At 59.7% G+C, this 16,401-nt stretch carries 16 protein-coding genes; 5 read left to right on the forward strand and 11 right to left on the reverse strand.

Translation table 11 applies throughout. The features are described from left to right. Positions 1 to 46: 46 nt before the first annotated feature. Positions 47 to 2,185 (reverse strand): catalase HPII, encoded by a 2,139-nt coding sequence (katE, locus tag KW839_RS03470; RefSeq protein WP_218423433.1) that lies wholly within the window; start codon positions 2,183 to 2,185, stop codon positions 47 to 49. A gap of 210 nt (positions 2,186 to 2,395) precedes the next feature. Between katE and KW839_RS03475 the strand changes: the two genes are divergently transcribed. From KW839_RS03475 to KW839_RS03485, 3 genes are all read left to right on the forward strand, one after another. Continuing rightward, the gene (locus KW839_RS03475) at positions 2,396 to 3,403 is read left to right on the forward strand and encodes a methionine ABC transporter ATP-binding protein (RefSeq protein WP_218423434.1); all 1,008 of its coding nucleotides are present in this window, start codon (positions 2,396 to 2,398) and stop codon (positions 3,401 to 3,403) included. Further along, positions 3,403 to 4,077, forward strand: coding sequence for a methionine ABC transporter permease (locus KW839_RS03480; protein ID WP_057712603.1), 675 nt, complete (start codon positions 3,403 to 3,405; stop codon positions 4,075 to 4,077). Before KW839_RS03475 ends, KW839_RS03480 begins: the two co-directional genes overlap by 1 nt. Positions 4,078 to 4,149: 72 nt before the next feature. Further along, the gene (locus KW839_RS03485) at positions 4,150 to 4,920 is read left to right on the forward strand and encodes a MetQ/NlpA family ABC transporter substrate-binding protein (RefSeq protein WP_218423435.1); all 771 of its coding nucleotides are present in this window, start codon (positions 4,150 to 4,152) and stop codon (positions 4,918 to 4,920) included. A 193-nt stretch (positions 4,921 to 5,113) separates the two neighbouring features. On the opposite strand, the gene KW839_RS03490 is transcribed toward KW839_RS03485, so the two are convergent. Genes KW839_RS03490 through KW839_RS03510 form a run of 5 tightly spaced genes read right to left on the reverse strand, consistent with a single transcriptional unit; the run spans position 5,114 to position 9,016 of the window. Beyond that, a complete protein-coding gene (locus KW839_RS03490; RefSeq protein ID WP_218423436.1) occupies positions 5,114 to 5,749 on the reverse strand; it encodes an SCO family protein in 636 nt (211 codons plus the stop codon). Then, the gene (gene cyoE / locus KW839_RS03495; protein WP_060540354.1) at positions 5,746 to 6,645 is read right to left on the reverse strand and encodes a heme o synthase; all 900 of its coding nucleotides are present in this window, start codon (positions 6,643 to 6,645) and stop codon (positions 5,746 to 5,748) included. The genes KW839_RS03490 and cyoE overlap by 4 nt, the downstream gene beginning before the upstream one ends. Next, positions 6,633 to 7,706, reverse strand: coding sequence for a heme A synthase (locus KW839_RS03500; RefSeq protein WP_218423437.1), 1,074 nt, complete (start codon positions 7,704 to 7,706; stop codon positions 6,633 to 6,635). The genes cyoE and KW839_RS03500 overlap by 13 nt, the downstream gene beginning before the upstream one ends. 10 nt (positions 7,707 to 7,716) lie before the next feature. Continuing rightward, positions 7,717 to 8,310, reverse strand: coding sequence for a hypothetical protein (locus KW839_RS03505; protein ID WP_060540352.1), 594 nt, complete (start codon positions 8,308 to 8,310; stop codon positions 7,717 to 7,719). After that, positions 8,276 to 9,016 carry an SURF1 family protein gene (locus tag KW839_RS03510; RefSeq protein WP_218423438.1) on the reverse strand — a complete coding sequence of 247 codons (741 nt, stop codon included), beginning with the start codon at positions 9,014 to 9,016 and terminating at the stop codon, positions 8,276 to 8,278. The genes KW839_RS03505 and KW839_RS03510 overlap by 35 nt, the downstream gene beginning before the upstream one ends. Positions 9,017 to 9,087: 71 nt before the next feature. Here KW839_RS03510 and KW839_RS03515 point away from each other — a divergent pair, with 71 nt between their 5' ends. Next, on the forward strand, positions 9,088 to 9,291 hold the full coding sequence (locus KW839_RS03515; RefSeq protein ID WP_060540350.1) for a twin transmembrane helix small protein: 204 nt from the start codon (positions 9,088 to 9,090) through the stop codon (positions 9,289 to 9,291). A 60-nt stretch (positions 9,292 to 9,351) separates the two neighbouring features. Here KW839_RS03515 and KW839_RS03520 read toward each other — a convergent pair whose 3' ends face one another. From KW839_RS03520 to coxB, 4 genes are all read right to left on the reverse strand, one after another. After that, positions 9,352 to 10,239 (reverse strand): cytochrome c oxidase subunit 3, encoded by an 888-nt coding sequence (locus KW839_RS03520; RefSeq protein WP_218423439.1) that lies wholly within the window; start codon positions 10,237 to 10,239, stop codon positions 9,352 to 9,354. Positions 10,240 to 10,264: 25 nt separating this feature from the next. After that, positions 10,265 to 10,816 carry a cytochrome c oxidase assembly protein gene (locus tag KW839_RS03525; RefSeq protein ID WP_060540348.1) on the reverse strand — a complete coding sequence of 184 codons (552 nt, stop codon included), beginning with the start codon at positions 10,814 to 10,816 and terminating at the stop codon, positions 10,265 to 10,267. Positions 10,817 to 10,942: 126 nt separating this feature from the next. Further along, a complete protein-coding gene (gene ctaD / locus KW839_RS03530) occupies positions 10,943 to 12,529 on the reverse strand; it encodes a cytochrome c oxidase subunit I (RefSeq protein WP_060540347.1) in 1,587 nt (528 codons plus the stop codon). 82 nt (positions 12,530 to 12,611) lie between these two features. Continuing rightward, a complete protein-coding gene (gene coxB / locus KW839_RS03535) occupies positions 12,612 to 13,739 on the reverse strand; it encodes a cytochrome c oxidase subunit II (protein WP_060540346.1) in 1,128 nt (375 codons plus the stop codon). A 369-nt stretch (positions 13,740 to 14,108) separates the two neighbouring features. Here coxB and KW839_RS03540 point away from each other — a divergent pair, with 369 nt between their 5' ends. Continuing rightward, positions 14,109 to 14,759, forward strand: a complete 651-nt coding sequence (locus KW839_RS03540; protein WP_218423440.1) for a hypothetical protein — start codon at positions 14,109 to 14,111, stop codon at positions 14,757 to 14,759. A gap of 107 nt (positions 14,760 to 14,866) precedes the next feature. Here KW839_RS03540 and KW839_RS03545 read toward each other — a convergent pair whose 3' ends face one another. Then, positions 14,867 to 16,393, reverse strand: a complete 1,527-nt coding sequence (locus KW839_RS03545) for a SulP family inorganic anion transporter (RefSeq protein WP_060540344.1) — start codon at positions 16,391 to 16,393, stop codon at positions 14,867 to 14,869. Positions 16,394 to 16,401: the final 8 nt, after the last annotated feature.

Here is a 16,401-nt window from a genome sequence, read left to right on the forward strand (position 1 = left end):
GGGAGCGGGCTTGCCCGCGAAGGCGCCCTACCCTCAACCAAGATCCTCAGGCCGGAATCGCCTTGGCCTTGGCCTCCCTATCCCAAACCCGATGCTGCCCGATCGCGGCAAAAAACGGCTTGATCAGTTTGGTATCAACCCCAACGACCAACCCTGCATCTACCTCCAGCTTCAATACATCCAGCAACTGCTTCGCCTCACCGTGCAAGGCAATGGCTTTCAGATGCTTGTAGGCCTCCAGCAAGTAATGCAACGCCACGCCGTCAGCGCTCAGCGCCTTGATCGAAGCCGCCCCGCCAGGCACGAACACCGCATCGAACGCCACCGAAGGCATCCCTTCCATCGATGCGTCCACGGGCAATGCCTTGCCATCGGCGCTCGTCACCGGAGCGGAAGTCGGACCCAGCAACTTGGCATGCGCCCCTTCTGCCGCCAACGCCTTCTTCATTGCATCAATCGCTGCGCCATCCACACCATTGGCTGCCAGTATCGCCACCTTGCGGGTCTTGATATCGGCCGGCAGCAAATTGGCCTGGCTCAAGGCTGGCGAGCGATCCAGTGAGGTTTTACGGACTTCGACCGTCCCGGCCTTGGGCGCAGGCAAGCCGAGGTTCTGCGCCACACGCTTGGCCAGTTCCAGATCAATATTGGCGAGGATCTCATTCACTTCACGAGCGCGTATGGCCTCACGCTCGACCTTACCCAGCTCAAAGCTGTAGGCCGAGATGATGTGCTCCTGCTCGTGCTTGCTCATGCTGTGGAAAAACAGGCGCGCCTGGGAGAAGTGATCGCTGAACGACTCGCTGCGCTGGCGGATCTTGTTGGCGTCGATTCGCTCCGGGTAGCTCTCGAAACCACCATCCTGTGCTGCCGGCGGAGTTTCTTTGGGCCAGCCGCCATCGATGGAATTGGGCTCGTAGGAAGCCCGGCCCTTATCGATAGTCGTGCGGTGCAGGGCGTCCCGTTGACCGTTGTGGAACGGCGCTACCGGACAATTGATCGGAATTTCGTGAAAATTCGGCCCACCGAGTCGGCTGATTTGTGTATCGGTGTAAGAAAACAACCGCCCCTGGAGCAGGGGGTCATTGGAAAAATCGATCCCCGGCACGATATGCCCCGGGCAGAAAGCGACCTGCTCGGTTTCGGCGAAAAAGTTGTCCGGATTACGGTTCAGCACCATTTTGCCCAACGGCGTGATGGGCACGATTTCTTCGGGAATGATTTTGGTCGGGTCGAGAATGTCGAACTCGAAGTCGTGTTCGTTTTCTTCTTCCACAACCTGCACGCCTAATTCCCACTCAGGATAGTCGCCTGTCTCGATCGACTCCCAAAGATCACGGCGGTGGTAGTCGGTGTCTTTTCCCGCAAGCTTCTGTGCCTCATCCCACACCAGCGAGCAAGTACCTGCCGTTGGGCGCCAGTGGAATTTGACGAAGCGCGATTTGCCCTCGGCATTGATCAGGCGAAAGGTGTGCACGCCAAAACCCTGCATGCTGCGCAGGCTTTTCGGGATCGCCCGGTCGGACATCGCCCACATCACCATGTGCGCCGACTCCGGTACCAGCGAGACAAAGTCCCAGAAGGTGTCGTGGGCCGAACCGCCCGTTGGGATCTCATTGTGCGGCTCGGGTTTTACCGCGTGCACAAAGTCGGGGAACTTGATCGCATCCTGGATGAAGAACACCGGCATGTTGTTGCCTACCAGGTCGAAATTGCCTTCGTCGGTGAAAAACTTCACGGCGAAACCCCTGACGTCGCGCACGGTATCACCAGAACCGCGAGGCCCTTGCACTGTGGAAAAACGCACGAAGACCGGGGTTTTTTTCGCCGGGTCCTGAAGGAAGCCGGCCTTGGTCAGCACCGAGTGATTTTCGTAGCTCTGGAAATAGCCGTGGGCACCCGTCCCGCGAGCATGCACGATGCGCTCGGGGATGCGCTCATGGTCAAAATGCGTGATTTTTTCGCGCATGATGAAATCTTCAAGCAGCGAAGGCCCGCGGGCCCCGGCTTTGAGGGTGTTCTGGTTGTCCGCCACTTTCACGCCCTGATTAGTGCGCAAGGCCTGTGCAGTGGCGTCGGAGCGGAAGGTTTCCAGGCTGTCGAGCTTGGCATTGGTGTTACTGCGGTCCGGGGTATCGGTCCCGGCCATCGCGCTCTTGGTGGTATTAGGCTTCTTGATACTCATCAGGCATGAACTCCTTGGGCGGTTTCGAGTTACTTAAGTAGTGACTGATGAGCCTCTTTGGCCGTTCCTTTTTTCTAACCTTTGATCGCGTTATTGCCAAAAGACAGGACAAATGCGAAATAAATGCTAAGAACCTCTATACGGACAGGCTAAAATGCGCGCCCGGCTAACCGCTGATCCTTTTTCAACGCGCCCCACAAGGTTCGCTACGTGATCGAGTTTCAAAACGTCCACAAAACCTACCGCGTCGCCGGTAAGGAAATCCCCGCCCTGCATCCGACCAGTCTGACGATTGAGAACGGTCAGGTTTTCGGCTTGATTGGTCATTCCGGCGCAGGAAAAAGTACCCTGCTGCGTCTGATCAATCGCCTGGAAAACGCCAGTGGCGGCAAGATCACCGTCGACGGTGAAGAAGTCACCGCCCTCGACGCCAATGGCCTGCGGCGCTTCCGCCAGCAGGTCGGGATGATCTTCCAGCACTTCAACCTGCTGGCCTCCAAGACCGTCGCCGACAACGTCGCGCTGCCGCTGACCCTGGCCGGCGAACTGTCGCGCAGCGAGATCGACTCGCGCGTAGCCGAGTTGCTCGCCCGGGTTGGCTTGTCCGACCATGCGAAAAAATACCCGGCGCAACTGTCTGGCGGGCAAAAGCAGCGTGTGGGCATTGCCCGCGCCTTGGCGACCAAGCCAAAAATCCTGCTTTGCGATGAAGCCACCAGCGCCCTCGACCCGCAGACCACTGCATCGGTCCTGCAATTGCTGGCCGAGATCAATCGCGAGTTGAAGTTGACCATCGTCCTGATCACCCACGAGATGGATGTGATCCGTCGGGTCTGCGACCAGGTGGCGGTGATGGACGCCGGCATGATCGTCGAGCAAGGCTCGGTGGCCGAAGTCTTCCTGCATCCGAAACATCCGACCACCAAGCGCTTCGTGCAGGAAGACGAGCAGATCGATGAAAGCGAGCAGCGTGACGATTTCGCCCACGTGCCAGGCCGCATCGTGCGTCTGACCTTCCAGGGCGATGCGACCTACGCGCCGTTGCTGGGCACCGTCGCCCGGGAAACCGGTGTGGACTACAGCATCCTGGCCGGTCGTATCGACCGCATCAAAGATATCCCCTACGGGCAACTGACCCTGGCCGTGACCGGCGGTGACATGGAAGCAGCCTTCGCCCGCTTCACCGCGGCCGACGTCCACATGGAGGTCCTGCGCTGATGGAAGCCCTGACTAGTTTCTTCGCCAATATCGACTGGTTCGAAATCTGGCTGGCCACCGGCGACACCCTGCTGATGCTGGGTGGTTCGCTGCTGTTCACCGTATTGCTCGGCCTGCCGCTGGGTGTACTGCTGTTCCTGTGCAGCCCGCGCCAGTTGCTGGAAGCCAAAGGCATCTACGCGATGCTGTCGCTGGTGGTGAACATCCTGCGTTCGCTGCCGTTCATCATCCTGCTGATCGTCATGATTCCGTTCACCGTGTTGATCACCGGTACCTCCCTCGGTGTCGCCGGTGCAATTCCGCCGCTGGTGGTAGGTGCCACGCCGTTCTTCGCGCGACTGGTGGAAACCGCCTTGCGCGAAGTCGATCGCGGCATCATCGAAGCGACCCAGGCCATGGGCGCAACCACGCGCCAGATCATCACCAATGCGCTGCTGCCGGAAGCGCGCCCGGGCATCTTCGCGGCAATTACCGTGACGGCTATTACACTGGTTTCCTACACGGCGATGGCCGGTGTGGTCGGCGCCGGTGGCCTGGGTGACCTGGCGATCCGTTTCGGTTACCAGCGCTTCCAGACGGATGTGATGGTAGTGACGGTGGTGTTGCTGCTGGTGCTGGTGCAGGTGCTACAGACCGTCGGCGACAAACTGGTTGTCCACTTTTCCCGTAAATAAGACATGAGCAGGCCATTCGCTGGCAGGCGCCGAACGGGCGCCGCAAGCGGGCACCCACAAGGAGTTAGCTGAATGAAAAAACTACTCGTCGCCTTCGCTGCCGTTGCAGCCTTTTCCGCCCATGCCGATACCCTGACCGTCGCGGCCACCCCGGTCCCGCACGCGGAAATCCTCGAATTCGTCAAACCGGCCCTGGCCAAGGAAGGCGTGGACCTGAAGGTCAAGGTCTTCACCGACTACATCCAGCCAAACGTACAGGTTGCGGAAAAACGTCTGGACGCCAACTTCTTCCAGCACCAGCCGTACCTGAATGAATTCAACAAGGCCAAAGGCACCAACCTGGTGTCCGTGGCAGGCGTGCACCTGGAACCCCTGGGCGCATACTCCAGCAAGTACAAGACCGTCGCCGAACTGCCGGGCGGCGCCAACGTGGTAATCCCTAACGACGCCACCAACGGTGGCCGCGCGCTGTTGCTGATGGCCAAGGCAGGCCTGATCAAGTTGAAGGATTCCAACAACATCCTGTCGACCGTGAAGGACATCACCGAAAACACCAAAGACCTGAAAATCCGCGAACTGGAAGCCGCCACCATCCCGCGCGTGCTGACCCAGGTCGACCTGGCGTTGATCAACACCAACTACGCGCTGGAAGCCAAGCTCGATCCGGCCAAGGACGCGCTGTTCATCGAAGGCAGCGACTCGCCATACGTGAACATTTTGGTCGCCCGTCCAGACGACAAGGACAGCGCCGCGATGCAGAAGCTGGTTGCTGCATTGCACAGCCCGGAAGTGAAGGCCTTCATCCTCGAGAAGTACAAAGGCGCGGTCGTGCCGGCGTTCTGATTTAACGGGGACGCAGAGCGTCCCTGACTGCATTCCCACGCAGAGTGTGGGAAGGATCAAAAAATGGGGCGCATTGAATGCGCCCCATTTTTTATGCCTGAAACACCACCCCTTGTAGGAGCCGGCTTGCTGGCGATGGCGTACGTGAGATCGCCATCGCCAGCAAGCCGGCTCCTACAAGGGTTTTACGGTGTTATTTGCGTTTGAGCATCACCGGCAACTGCGCCACCAGCTTCACATTGTTCAACGGCGCCCGGATAAACCCACGCTGTGTCCCGTCCGGCCCGATCACCGCGAGGTTGCCGCTGTGGTCGACGGTGTAGTTGGGCTTGCTGGTGTCAGCCGGGATGAACGGAATGCTCACCGCGTTGGCGACTTTCTCCAGCTCGTCTGTCGAGGCCGGGGTCAAGCCTATGAATTGCGGGTCGAAGTAACCCAGGTACTGCTTCAGCTGCTGCGGGGTGTCTCGGTGCGGGTCGACGCTGACCAAAACGATCTGCAGCTTGTCCACGACATCCTTGGGCAACTCGCTCTTGATCTGCCGCAGTTGGGCGAGGGTGGTCGGGCAGATGTCCGGGCAGAAGGTGTAGCCGAAGAACAGCAGGCTCCACTTGCCTTTCAACTCGTTGATCGTGACCGGCTGGCCATCCTGGTTGGTCATTGTCACGTCCGGCAGGTTGCGGCTTTGCGGCAGCAAAATGATACCGGCGTCGATCAGTGCCGTCGGATCGCCCTGGCCCTTGCCGGAGAGCACTTTGTTGATGGTCAGGCCCAATACCAGCGCTATCAGGGCGACGAGGATGAAGACGGTTTTCTGGGTTCGGGTCATAGGTTCAACAACAAGTAATGGTCAACGAGGAGCGCGATAAACAACAGGAACAAGTAGTAGATAGAGTACTTGAAGGTGTTGATCGCGGCGTGCGGTCGAGTGCCACGGTACAACACCACGGCCCATTGCAGAAATCGCGCGCCCAGGCCGAGGGCGCAAACCAGGTAGAGCGTGCCGCTCATGTGGATCACATAGGGCAACAGGCTGACGGCCAGCAACGCGAAGGTGTAGAGCAGGATGTGAATCTTGGTGTAATGCTCGCCGTGGGTCACCGGCAGCATCGGGATGTCGGCCTTGGCGTACTCCTCTTTGCGGTGAATCGCCAGCGCCCAGAAATGCGGAGGGGTCCAGGCGAAGATGATCAGCACCAGTAGCAATGGTTCGGCGCTGACGTGACCGGTGGCCGCAGTCCAGCCGAGCAGTGGCGGCGCAGCACCAGCCAGGCCACCGATCACAATGTTCTGCGGCGTCGCGCGTTTGAGGAAGCCGGTATAAACCACCGCGTAGCCGAGCAGGGAGGCAAGGGTCAGCCAAGCGGTGAGCGGGTTGGTAAAGGCCAGCAGCAAGGCTTGTCCGAGGGCCGCCAGGATCAGGGCGAAGGTCAGCGCTGCGGTCGGTGAGACCCGGCCTTCAGCCAATGGCCGCTTGCGGGTGCGCGCCATGATCGCGTCAATACGCCGGTCCACCACATGGTTGACCACCGCCGCGCCACCCGCGCACAGGGCGATCCCCAAATTGCCGAACACCAGCACGGTCCATGGCACCCCGGCGCGGGTCGCGAGGAACATCCCGACCAGTGAAGTGATGAGCATCAGCACCACCACTTTTGGCTTGGTCAGCTCCAGGTAGTCACGCCAAAGCGCCTGTCCGGGATGTGCGCCGATCAAAGTCGCCATGGCATCTCTCCTTTTATTGTTATGGGTCCGGCTGAATGTTTACGCAGGCTGAAGCGCCAGCGTGACGGCTGCTTGACCCGGACCAGACTGGTCCGGGCGTGGTAATTGACCAGCACCATTGTCAGCAACAGTGCCGCGCCCCCTGCGTTATGGGCGACGGCTACCGGCAACGGCAGGTGAAAAAGCACATTGCTGATGCCCAGGGTGATTTGAGCGGCGAGGGCGACCAGCACCAGGCCTGCCAGACGTGTCATGCCGACTCTTTTCAATTGCCAGGCCAGGCCCAGCAGCACCAGGGTCACCAGCAAGGCACCGATACGGTGGGTCAGGTGAATCGCCGTGCGGGCATCGCTGTCCAGTTGTCCGCCGAGGTAGTTCGGGCCGATGTGCTGGGTCAGGTGGAAGCCATTGGCGAAGTCAGCCGCCGGCAACCACTGGCCGTGGCAGGTAGGGAAGTCGATACAGGCGACAGCGGCATAGTTGGAGCTGACCCAGCCACCAAGGGCGATTTGCCCGATCACCAGCAACAGCCCCGCAGTCGCCCAATACTGCAGACGTCGTGGCACCGTCAGCGCCGGCAGTACGCCGGACAGGCGCAAGGTCAGCAGAAAAAGAAGGCTCAACGTCGCAAAACCGCCGAGCAGATGCCCGGTGACCACCTGGGGCCAGAGCTTGAGCGTAACCGTCCACATGCCGAACGCGGCTTGGGCGACGACCACCGCCAACAAAAACAACGGCAGCTTCACCGGTTGTCCGGGATGACGACGATGCACCCAGGCACGGCCGGCCAGCACCGCAATCAACATCCCCAACGTGCCGGCGAAGTAACGGTGGTTCATTTCGTTCCAGCCCTTGTGGGCCTCGACCGGCGCTTCCGGAAAGTGCAATTCGGCATGGGCCAGCTGGGCTTCGCTTTTCGGCACGCTGATGAACCCATAGCAGCCAGGCCAGTCCGGGCAACCGAGGCCGGCATGAGTCAGGCGGGTGTAGGCCCCGAGCAACACCACAATCAGTGCCAGCAGGGTGGCAAACAGCGCGAGGCGAAATCCAGGTTTGGCCATGACGATGCCCTTATCCGATGTTCGACAGTTTCAACAGGTGGCGCAGATCGTTCAGCAGGTCCTTGCCTTTCACCGACGGGTCGTAGCGCAGCACCAGATTGCCGTGGGGGTCGATGATCCACAGCTGCGGTGCGGTCTTGTCGCCGGTGGTTCGGCTAAAGATGGTCAGGTCCAGGGGATAACGTTGCAACTGCGGATATTCGCGTTGCAGCTTGGCGTCGTAATCGGCGTTCAAGGGTTGCGCAGCGGCCAGGGCGTGGCTGGCGCGGGACGCATCACGACCCAGACCGATCTGGATTTGTCGCACCAGGTACACCAATTGCTGGCAGTCCACCGCGCAGTCGCTGGGCGCCGTCACCAGCAGTTGCCAGCGATCTTCCTGAGCCTGCACGCCGATATCGGCGCGGGTCTGGCCGTTGCCTATCAGTTCACCGTGATAACTGCGGCCCTCGGGCACCCAGAAATTCAGCTTGTACATGCCGGTGGCGAGGATCATCGGACCGATCACCCCGAGCAGAATCAACAGCAGCTGCAAACGCCCCTTGCGCCGGCTTGCCGACGGTTTCGCTTCAGACATGCTGGGTGGATTCATGGCCGCTCCCATGGTGTTTCTCCTTTGCGTTATGCCAACCGAGGTAGAGATAAAGACCGAACAGAGCGAGCGCCATGGCGAACCACTGAACGGCATAAGCGATGTGTTTTTCCGGCCCCATGGCCACCACCGGCCAATCGGCCTGATAGATCGCCGGGCCGTTTTCGGCGCGCAATTGGTAGGCGAACCCTTCACGATTGAGCGCAGCCCAGAGTTTGTTCGGGTCAACCGCCGTCACCACTTGCGGCCAGGTGGTGCTGTCCGGGTCGGCGTGCAACTGGAAAGTGGCGCCGGGCGAGACATACACCCAGGCATCGAAGCTCAAGGTTTGAGTGGGAGTGGTGAATTGCGGCGCAGTACGGCGGTCCGGCCATGGCAACCAGCCGCGATTGACCAGCAGCCAGAGTCCACTGGCCCGGTCCTGGAATGGCTGCAGTAGCTCGACCCCGACCTTGCCGTCATGCTGTCGGTTATCCAGCAGCAGGCTGTGCTCGGCATCGAACTCGCCCTGCAGACGAACCCGGCGAAAGGCTGGATCTTCGGTATGTGGCAGCTCGGTACTGGCCATCGGCTCGGCTGCCCGGCGCTCGGCGTAGCTTTGCAGCAGCGCGCTTTTCTCCGCGCCCCGGCTCAATTGCCAGAACCCCAGGTATACCAGCAGCGGCAGCAACAGCGCGACCACCAGTGTTGGCACGATACCCGGCCGAAAACGCTTCATGGCATCGCCAGAAAGTCGGTCATCGCGATAGCTATACTCAAATGCATCGCTTGTTCCCCCGGAGTCTCACCATGCTCAAAGCAGCCATCGTCCTGATGCTGATTGCCACGGTTGTCAGCCTGTTCAGCGGCCTGTTTTTTCTGGTCAAGGACGACAGCAGCTCTAACCGCCTCGTCATTGCCTTGAGTGTTCGTGTTGCTCTGGCCGCCATTACCGTGGCTTTGATCGCTTGGGGTTTTTTCAGCGGCCAGTTGGTGTCTCATGCTCCCTGGTAGTTGGGTGGTGTGTCAGCGAGGCAAGCGTTGCCTGACACACCATCGCGAGCAGGCTCGCACCTACAGCACATAGACGAAAACAAACAACCCGATCCACACCACATCAACGAAGTGCCAGTACCAGCTCGCCGCTTCAAAGCCGAACTGATGCTCGTTGTCGAAATGCCCACGCATGACCCGCATCAGCATCACGAACAGGATGATGGTGCCGATGGTCACGTGAGCACCGTGAAAACCGGTGAGCATGAAGAACGTGGCGCCATAAATGCCCGAACCGAGGGTCAGACCCAGTTCACGATAGGCGTGTATGTACTCTTCAGCCTGAAAGCCGAGGAATGCGCAACCGAGAAGCACGGTAATTGCCAGCCAGAGTTTCAACGCGCCGCGATGGCCTTTTTTCAGGGCATGGTGGGCGATGGTCACGGTGACGCTGGAACTCACCAGCAGCACGGTGTTGAGCAGCGGCAGGCCCCAGGGGCTGATGACGTCCTTGGGTGGCGGGAAAAGTTTAGAATCCGGATTGTTCAGCAGCGGCCAGGTGAACTGGAAGTTCGGCCACAGCATGTGCGCGATGCCTTTCGCACCGTCACCGCCAAGCGCCGGGCCGGACACATGGCGCACATAAAACAGCGCGCCGAAAAAAGCGATGAAGAACATCACTTCCGAGAAAATGAACCAACTCATGCCCCAGCGAAACGAACGATCCATTTGCGCGCTGTACAGGCCGCCGCGGCTTTCCTTGATCACCGTGCCGAACCAGCCGAACAACATGTAGGCCAGCAGCAGGCCCCCGACGAAGAAGATCAGCGGCCCGTGGGATTCCGGGCGCGCGGCCTTCAGGTCGTTAAACCAGGTGGCCAGGCCCAATACCGTAACGAACATACCGACCGTGGCAATGATCGGCCACTTGCTCTGGGCCGGTACGTAATAGTGTTCATGAGTTGCCATTTATTGTTCTCCTTATCGGGCACGCTCAGCCGCCAGTGTTTACAGCTACCGGTGGATGTCGGGCGGTGATATCGAACAGCGTGTAGGACAGCGTCAGGTGCTTCACATCCTTGGGCATGTCACGGTCAACGATGAAACGTACCGGCATCTCGATCCGCTGACCGGGCTGCAGCACTTGCTGGGTAAAGCAGAAACATTCGGTCTTGTGGAAATAGGCCGCCGCCGTGCTCGGCGCAATGCTCGGCACGGCCTGGGCGCTCATGGGCCGGTCGGTGGGGTTGTGGGCGATGAAGATCATCTCGTTCACAGCCCCCGGATTGGCTACCAGTTCTGCGCCCTTGGGATAGAAATCCCAAGGCATGTCGGCGGTGTTGGTCGACAGGAACTGCACGCGGACCTGCCGCGAGGTGTCGACCGTCTGTTCTCCCTCGTATTGCCCGGCGGTCTTGCCGTTGATGCCGAAGGCCTTGCACATCACGTCGTAGATCGGCACCAGGGCGAACCCGAACACAAACATTGCTACCACCACCAGTAACAGGCGGGTGACCAGTTTCTTCATGGAAATCGAGTCAGCCATGGTTTCCAGCCCCCACCGAGAACCCTGTGGGAGCGGGCTTGCTCGCGAAGCAGACGCCGCAGTCCGTCAGATAAACTGCGTTATCGTTCTTCGCGAGCAAGCCCGCTCCCACATAGGGTTGCGTGTTCATTTCACTTCCGGCGGCGTGGTAAAGGTGTGATACGGCGCCGGTGACGGAATGCTCCACTCCAGGCCTTCAGCACCATCCCACGGCTTGGCCGGTGCCGGTGCACCGCCGCGAATGGTCTTGATCACGATGAACAGGAAGAAAATCTGCGTGGCGCCAAACATGAATGCGCCGATCGACGACACCATGTTGAAGTCGGCGAATTGCAGGTTGTAGTCCGGAATCCGCCGCGGCATGCCCGCCAGCCCTACGAAGTGCATGGGGAAGAAGGCCATGTTCATGCCGATGAACGACAGCCAGAAATGCAGCTTGCCGAGGGTCTCGTCGTACATGTGGCCGGTCCATTTCGGCAACCAGTAATAGGCCGAAGCGAAGATCCCGAAGATCGCCCCCGGCACCAGCACATAGTGGAAGTGCGCGACCACGAAATAGGTGTCCTGGTACTGGAAGTCCGCCGGGGCGATGGCCAGCATCAACCCGGAGAAACCGCCAATGGAAAACAGGATCACAAAGGCCACGGCAAACAGCATCGGCGTCTCGAAGGTCAGCGAGCCCTGCCACATGGTGCTGGCCCAGTTGAACACTTTCACTCCGGTGGGTACGGCAATCAGCAGCGTGGCGTACATGAAGAACAATTCGCCCACCAGCGGAATGCCGACCACGAACATGTGGTGGGCCCAGACGATGAATGAAAGGAACGCGATGCTCGCCGTGGCGTAGACCATCGAGGTATAGCCGAACAGCGGCTTGCGCGAGAAGGTCGGGATGATCGAGCTGACGGCACCGAAGGCCGGCAGGATCATGATGTACACCTCGGGGTGACCGAAGAACCAGAACACATGCTGGAACAGAACAGGGTCACCGCCACCGGCGGCACTGAAGAAGCTGGTGCCGAAGTGGATATCCATCAGCATCATCGTCACGCACCCGGCCAGTACCGGCATCACCGCGATTAGCAGGAATGCGGTGATCAGCCAGGTCCAGACGAACAACGGCATTTTCATCAAGGTCATGCCGGGGGCACGCAGGTTAAGGATGGTGGCGATCACGTTGATCGCGCCCATGATCGAACTGATGCCCATCAGGTGGATGGCGAAAATGAAGAAGGTCACGCTTTCCGGCGCATAGGTCGTCGACAGCGGGGCGTAGAACGTCCAGCCGAAGTTCGGCCCGCCTCCGGGCGTGAACAGGGTCGACACCAACAGGATGAACGCCGCCGGCAACAGCCAGAAGCTGAAGTTGTTCATCCGCGGCAGCGCCATGTCCGGCGCGCCGATCATCAGCGGGATCATCCAGTTGGCGAGGCCGACGAAGGCTGGCATCACCGCGCCGAAGACCATCACCAGACCATGCATGGTGGTCATCTGGTTGAAGAATTCCGGCTGGACGATTTGCAGGCCCGGCTGGAACAGCTCGGCGCGAATCACCATCGCGAACGAACCGCCAAGCAGGAACATGGAGAATGCAAACCACAGGTACAGCGTGCCGATATCCTTGTGGTTGGTGGTCAGTACCCAGCGCATCAGGCCTTTGGCGGGGCCGTGGGCGTGGTCGGCGTGACCATGGTCATCAATGACGGCGCTCATGGTTTGTCTCCTGCAAGCAGATGGGCTGGGATGGCCGGGGCGTGCTGCCCCGACCGGTTCCGTACATGCGCAATAGACCGGGTCATTTGCTTTCCGCCTGTTTCAGCTCCAGCACTTCTTTTGGCGTGACCATGTCGCCTTTGTTGTTGCCCCAGGCATTACGTTCGTAGGTCACGACCGCTGCGATATCGACTTCCGACAGTTGCTTGCCGAACGCCGCCATGGCGGTGCCGGGCTTGCCGTGGAAGACTATGCCCAAGTGATCCTTGATCGGTCCGGTGGCAATTTTCGAGCCCTTGAGCGCCGGGAACATCGGCGGCAAGCCCTGGCCTTCGGCCTGGTGGCAGGCCACGCAAGCGGTATGATAGACCTTGTCGCCGCGCTCCTTGAGCTCGTCGAGGGTCCATTCCTTGCTGGTCAATTCTTTGAGCTGCGCAGCCTCGGCCTTGCGCTCGGCCAGCCACTTCTCGTAGTCGGCTTTCTCCTTGACCTCGACCACGGTCGGCATGAAGCCGTGATCCTTGCCGCACAGTTCGGCGCACTGGCCACGGTAGATGCCGGGTTTGTCGACGCGGGTCCAGGCTTCGTTGACGAACCCCGGGATCGCATCGCGCTTGACTGCGAAGGCCGGCACCCACCAGGAGTGAATAACGTCGGCGGAGGTCACCAGGAAGCGCACCTTGGCACCGACCGGCAAGACCAATGGCTTGTCGACCTCGAGCAGATAATGCTCGCCCTTGGCTTCCTTGTTGTGGATCTGATCGGCGGGAGTGGCCAGGTTGCTGAAGAACTCGACATCCTGACCCAGGTATTTGTAGTGCCACTTCCACTGGTACCCGGTGACCTGGATATCGATCTCCGGCTCACTGGCGTCGTACATCTTGATCAGGGTCGCGGTAGCGGGAATCGCCATCGCCACCAGGATCAGGAAGGGCACGATGGTCCAGAGGATTTCAACGGTGGTGCTTTCATGAAATTTAGCAGCCACCTGCCCGGTCGAGCGGCGGTGGAGAATCATCGACCAGAACATGGCACCAAAGACGATGATGCCTATCACCACACATATCCAGAAAATGGTCATGTGCAGGTCGAATACTGCGTGACTGATCTCAGTCGCTCCAGGCGCCATATTCACAGTCCAGGCTGCTTGTGCCTGACCGAAAATCGACCACAACAGGAGGCCCATCCAGACATGTGGATGTCGCATCATTGCGGGTTCCCCTTATCGTTCTTGTTATCCCGCCGGCTTTCACCTGCGGCAAGGGAGCGGCTGCATCAGACTACGAACTTGAGCACCGGGCCTTGCTGCATATGCAGTCGGGCGTCATCAGCTAACTCCATTCCACCCCGAGTATAGACAGCGACTCTCACCTCGCAATGTGAAGGCGTAAATGATCTGAAACAGCATTCACTTGCATTGCAGGTCACGAATGGAGAAGGATGTGGACGAGTGGTGGCAAATGGATATAACGGAGGCGTCTCAAGGATGAAATAATTATGACAAATGCGTCTTAGCATTTTTCGTAAGCCAGCTAAGTTATGTCTTCCCTATTTCATTGCCTTGTTTCCTGGAGTTTTCATGAACACCGCCGCATTGCGCGAGCAGATCCAAAAAGCCCAACAACACGAGAAAGAGACCGGCCTGCTGACACGTCAGCTGCAAACCCAACTGCCTCACCTGCACCCTGCCATCCAGCTACCCGAGGCCGATGCCAACGGCGTGCTGGCGCGTTTCGTTACCACCTACATCGAAGAAGTGCCTGACCTGCTGGACGCAGCCAATGAAGTCGCCAGGGAAGCGGGCATTGAGTCGCAGATCAAACCGGTGCTGAAAATCGCCGAGCAGTATTTCCTCCAGCCGCCGGCGATCATGGCCGGGCACGTCGGGCTCGACAGCCTGCTGGACGAAGCCTATCTGGCGCACCGCTTCGTAGAAGAGGTCAATGACCTGTACATCAAGCATTTTGGCCAGCCGCTGATCCCCTTGGACATGACTGTTGCCAACCTGATTGCTCACCAATTGATCGGTGAGTCGTTCGCCAACCAACTGGATGAAGTGGTGCATCACGCCATCGACGAGATGCTCAACGACGAAAGCTTCGCCCTGGAATCGGTGGAAGCCTACCGCGACAAGCTCAACAGCCCGGACACCGGTGCCGCGTGGAAACGCTGGCCGTGCATGTCCCGCCGTCTGGGTGTAGGCCTGGAGCTGGATCAGCCTGCAGCCTGATCTCAATACCTGTGGGATCGGGCTTGCTCGCGAATGCGGTCAATCATTCAACGTTGATATCGACTGATACACCGCTTTGGCGAGCAAGCCCGCTCGCACAAGGACACTCAGCCAGCCGCACCAATGCCCGTGTTGGTACGAACCCTGCCTTCGAGCCTGCGTTTCAAGCCGCGCGACTCGATCAGCAGCTTCGCGCCCTTGGTGGCGTTCGCCCGGCCCCATTCTTCCAGCAACTCCAGACACGAATGATCGATGTAGGTCAGATTATTGAGCGGTACATGCAGCGTCGTGTCCGGTGCAATGCTACCCAGTACCCGGGTCAGTGCCGGCACTTTGAGGAACGTCGCCGCGCCCACCAGGCGCAACTCCATTTCCCCTTCCTGCGGTAAATCGATCAGGCTGATTTTCAGGCGCGAAGCTTTCAGCGCCAGCTTCACCAGGGTCAGGCCGAAACCGATCAGCACGCCGGTCAGCAGGTCCGTGAAGACAATGGCCAAGGCCGTCGCCGCGTAGGTAAACATCGGCATCCGGCCATATCGGCCCAAACCGCGAAAAGCCTTGAGGTCGACCAGTTTGAAACCTGTGTAGACCAGCACACCCGCCAGACTCGCCACCGGAATGCTTTGCAGGACACTGGACAACAGCAAGACAAAACCCAATAGCCACAGGCCATGGAAAATGCTCGAGAAACGTGTGGTTGCGCCTGCCTGGACGTTGGCCGAACTGCGCACGATCACCCCGGTCATTGGCAGCGCTCCGAGCAGGCCACAAAGCATGTTACCGACCCCTTGGGCGGACAATTCCCGGTCGAAATCGGAACGCTGACCGCTGTGCATGCGGTCGACCGCCGCGGCCGAGAGCAAGGTTTCGGCGCTGGCGATAAAGGCCACGGCAAACGCGGCAATCAGCAGTGCCGGATCAGCCAGGTTGAGCAGGTCCGCAGGCTTGAGCCAGTCGATCGCCTCACTCAGGTTGGCTGGCACCTCTACCCGCTTGACCTGCAACGCCAGCGCCAGGCTGGCGAAGGTGGCCAGCCCGACTCCGAGCAACGCACCAGGAATAAAGCGCAGGGATTGCGGGCGCAATTTTTCCCAAAGCCACATGACGGCAATCGTCGACAGCCCGAGCAAACCGGCCTGCCAGCCGAAGGTCGGCATCGCTTGAACCAACGCGCCCGGGAAGGCTGCCAGATTATCCAGCCCCGAAGGCTTGGGCACGGCATCGAGCATCACATGCACCTGGGAAAGCACGATCAGTACACCGATCCCGGCCAGCATGCCGTAAACCACCGCCGGTGCCGTCACCCGAAACCAGCAGCCCAGTTTCAAACGCCCGGCCAGCAATTGTAGAAATCCCGCCAGCAACAGGATCGGCCCGAGCATGACGACGCCGTGTTGGCGTACCAATTCAAATACCAGAACAGCCAGCCCCGCCGCTGGACCGCTGACTTGCAGCGGCGAACCGGCCAGCCAGCCGACTACCAGCCCGCCGATGATACCGGTGATCAAGCCTTTGGCGGGCGGCAGCCCTGAAGCGATGGCAATGCCCATGCACAAGGGCAGGGCGACCAGAAACACCACCACTGAAGCCAGCAGCTCCCGTGGCAGAACAGTTTTGAGTTGCGCAGCACGCATGAGGTCTC

Source organism: Pseudomonas sp. PDM31 (genome assembly GCF_019218965.1).
In the GTDB taxonomy this organism is placed as follows: domain Bacteria; phylum Pseudomonadota; class Gammaproteobacteria; order Pseudomonadales; family Pseudomonadaceae; genus Aquipseudomonas.

Coding starts and splice junctions, on each gene's coding strand:
- katE (WP_218423433.1), bottom strand. CDS start 2,185: ATGAGTATCAAGAAGCCTAATACCACCAAGAGCGCGATGGCCGGGACC.
- KW839_RS03480 (WP_057712603.1), top strand. CDS start 3,403: ATGGAAGCCCTGACTAGTTTCTTCGCCAATATCGACTGGTTCGAAATC.
- KW839_RS03485 (WP_218423435.1), top strand. CDS start 4,150: ATGAAAAAACTACTCGTCGCCTTCGCTGCCGTTGCAGCCTTTTCCGCC.
- KW839_RS03490 (WP_218423436.1), bottom strand. CDS start 5,749: ATGACCCGAACCCAGAAAACCGTCTTCATCCTCGTCGCCCTGATAGCG.
- cyoE (WP_060540354.1), bottom strand. CDS start 6,645: ATGGCGACTTTGATCGGCGCACATCCCGGACAGGCGCTTTGGCGTGAC.
- KW839_RS03500 (WP_218423437.1), bottom strand. CDS start 7,706: ATGGCCAAACCTGGATTTCGCCTCGCGCTGTTTGCCACCCTGCTGGCA.
- KW839_RS03505 (WP_060540352.1), bottom strand. CDS start 8,310: ATGGGAGCGGCCATGAATCCACCCAGCATGTCTGAAGCGAAACCGTCG.
- KW839_RS03510 (WP_218423438.1), bottom strand. CDS start 9,016: ATGAAGCGTTTTCGGCCGGGTATCGTGCCAACACTGGTGGTCGCGCTG.
- KW839_RS03515 (WP_060540350.1), top strand. CDS start 9,088: ATGCTCAAAGCAGCCATCGTCCTGATGCTGATTGCCACGGTTGTCAGC.
- KW839_RS03520 (WP_218423439.1), bottom strand. CDS start 10,239: ATGGCAACTCATGAACACTATTACGTACCGGCCCAGAGCAAGTGGCCG.
- KW839_RS03525 (WP_060540348.1), bottom strand. CDS start 10,816: ATGGCTGACTCGATTTCCATGAAGAAACTGGTCACCCGCCTGTTACTG.
- ctaD (WP_060540347.1), bottom strand. CDS start 12,529: ATGAGCGCCGTCATTGATGACCATGGTCACGCCGACCACGCCCACGGC.
- coxB (WP_060540346.1), bottom strand. CDS start 13,739: ATGATGCGACATCCACATGTCTGGATGGGCCTCCTGTTGTGGTCGATT.
- KW839_RS03540 (WP_218423440.1), top strand. CDS start 14,109: ATGAACACCGCCGCATTGCGCGAGCAGATCCAAAAAGCCCAACAACAC.
- KW839_RS03545 (WP_060540344.1), bottom strand. CDS start 16,393: ATGCGTGCTGCGCAACTCAAAACTGTTCTGCCACGGGAGCTGCTGGCT.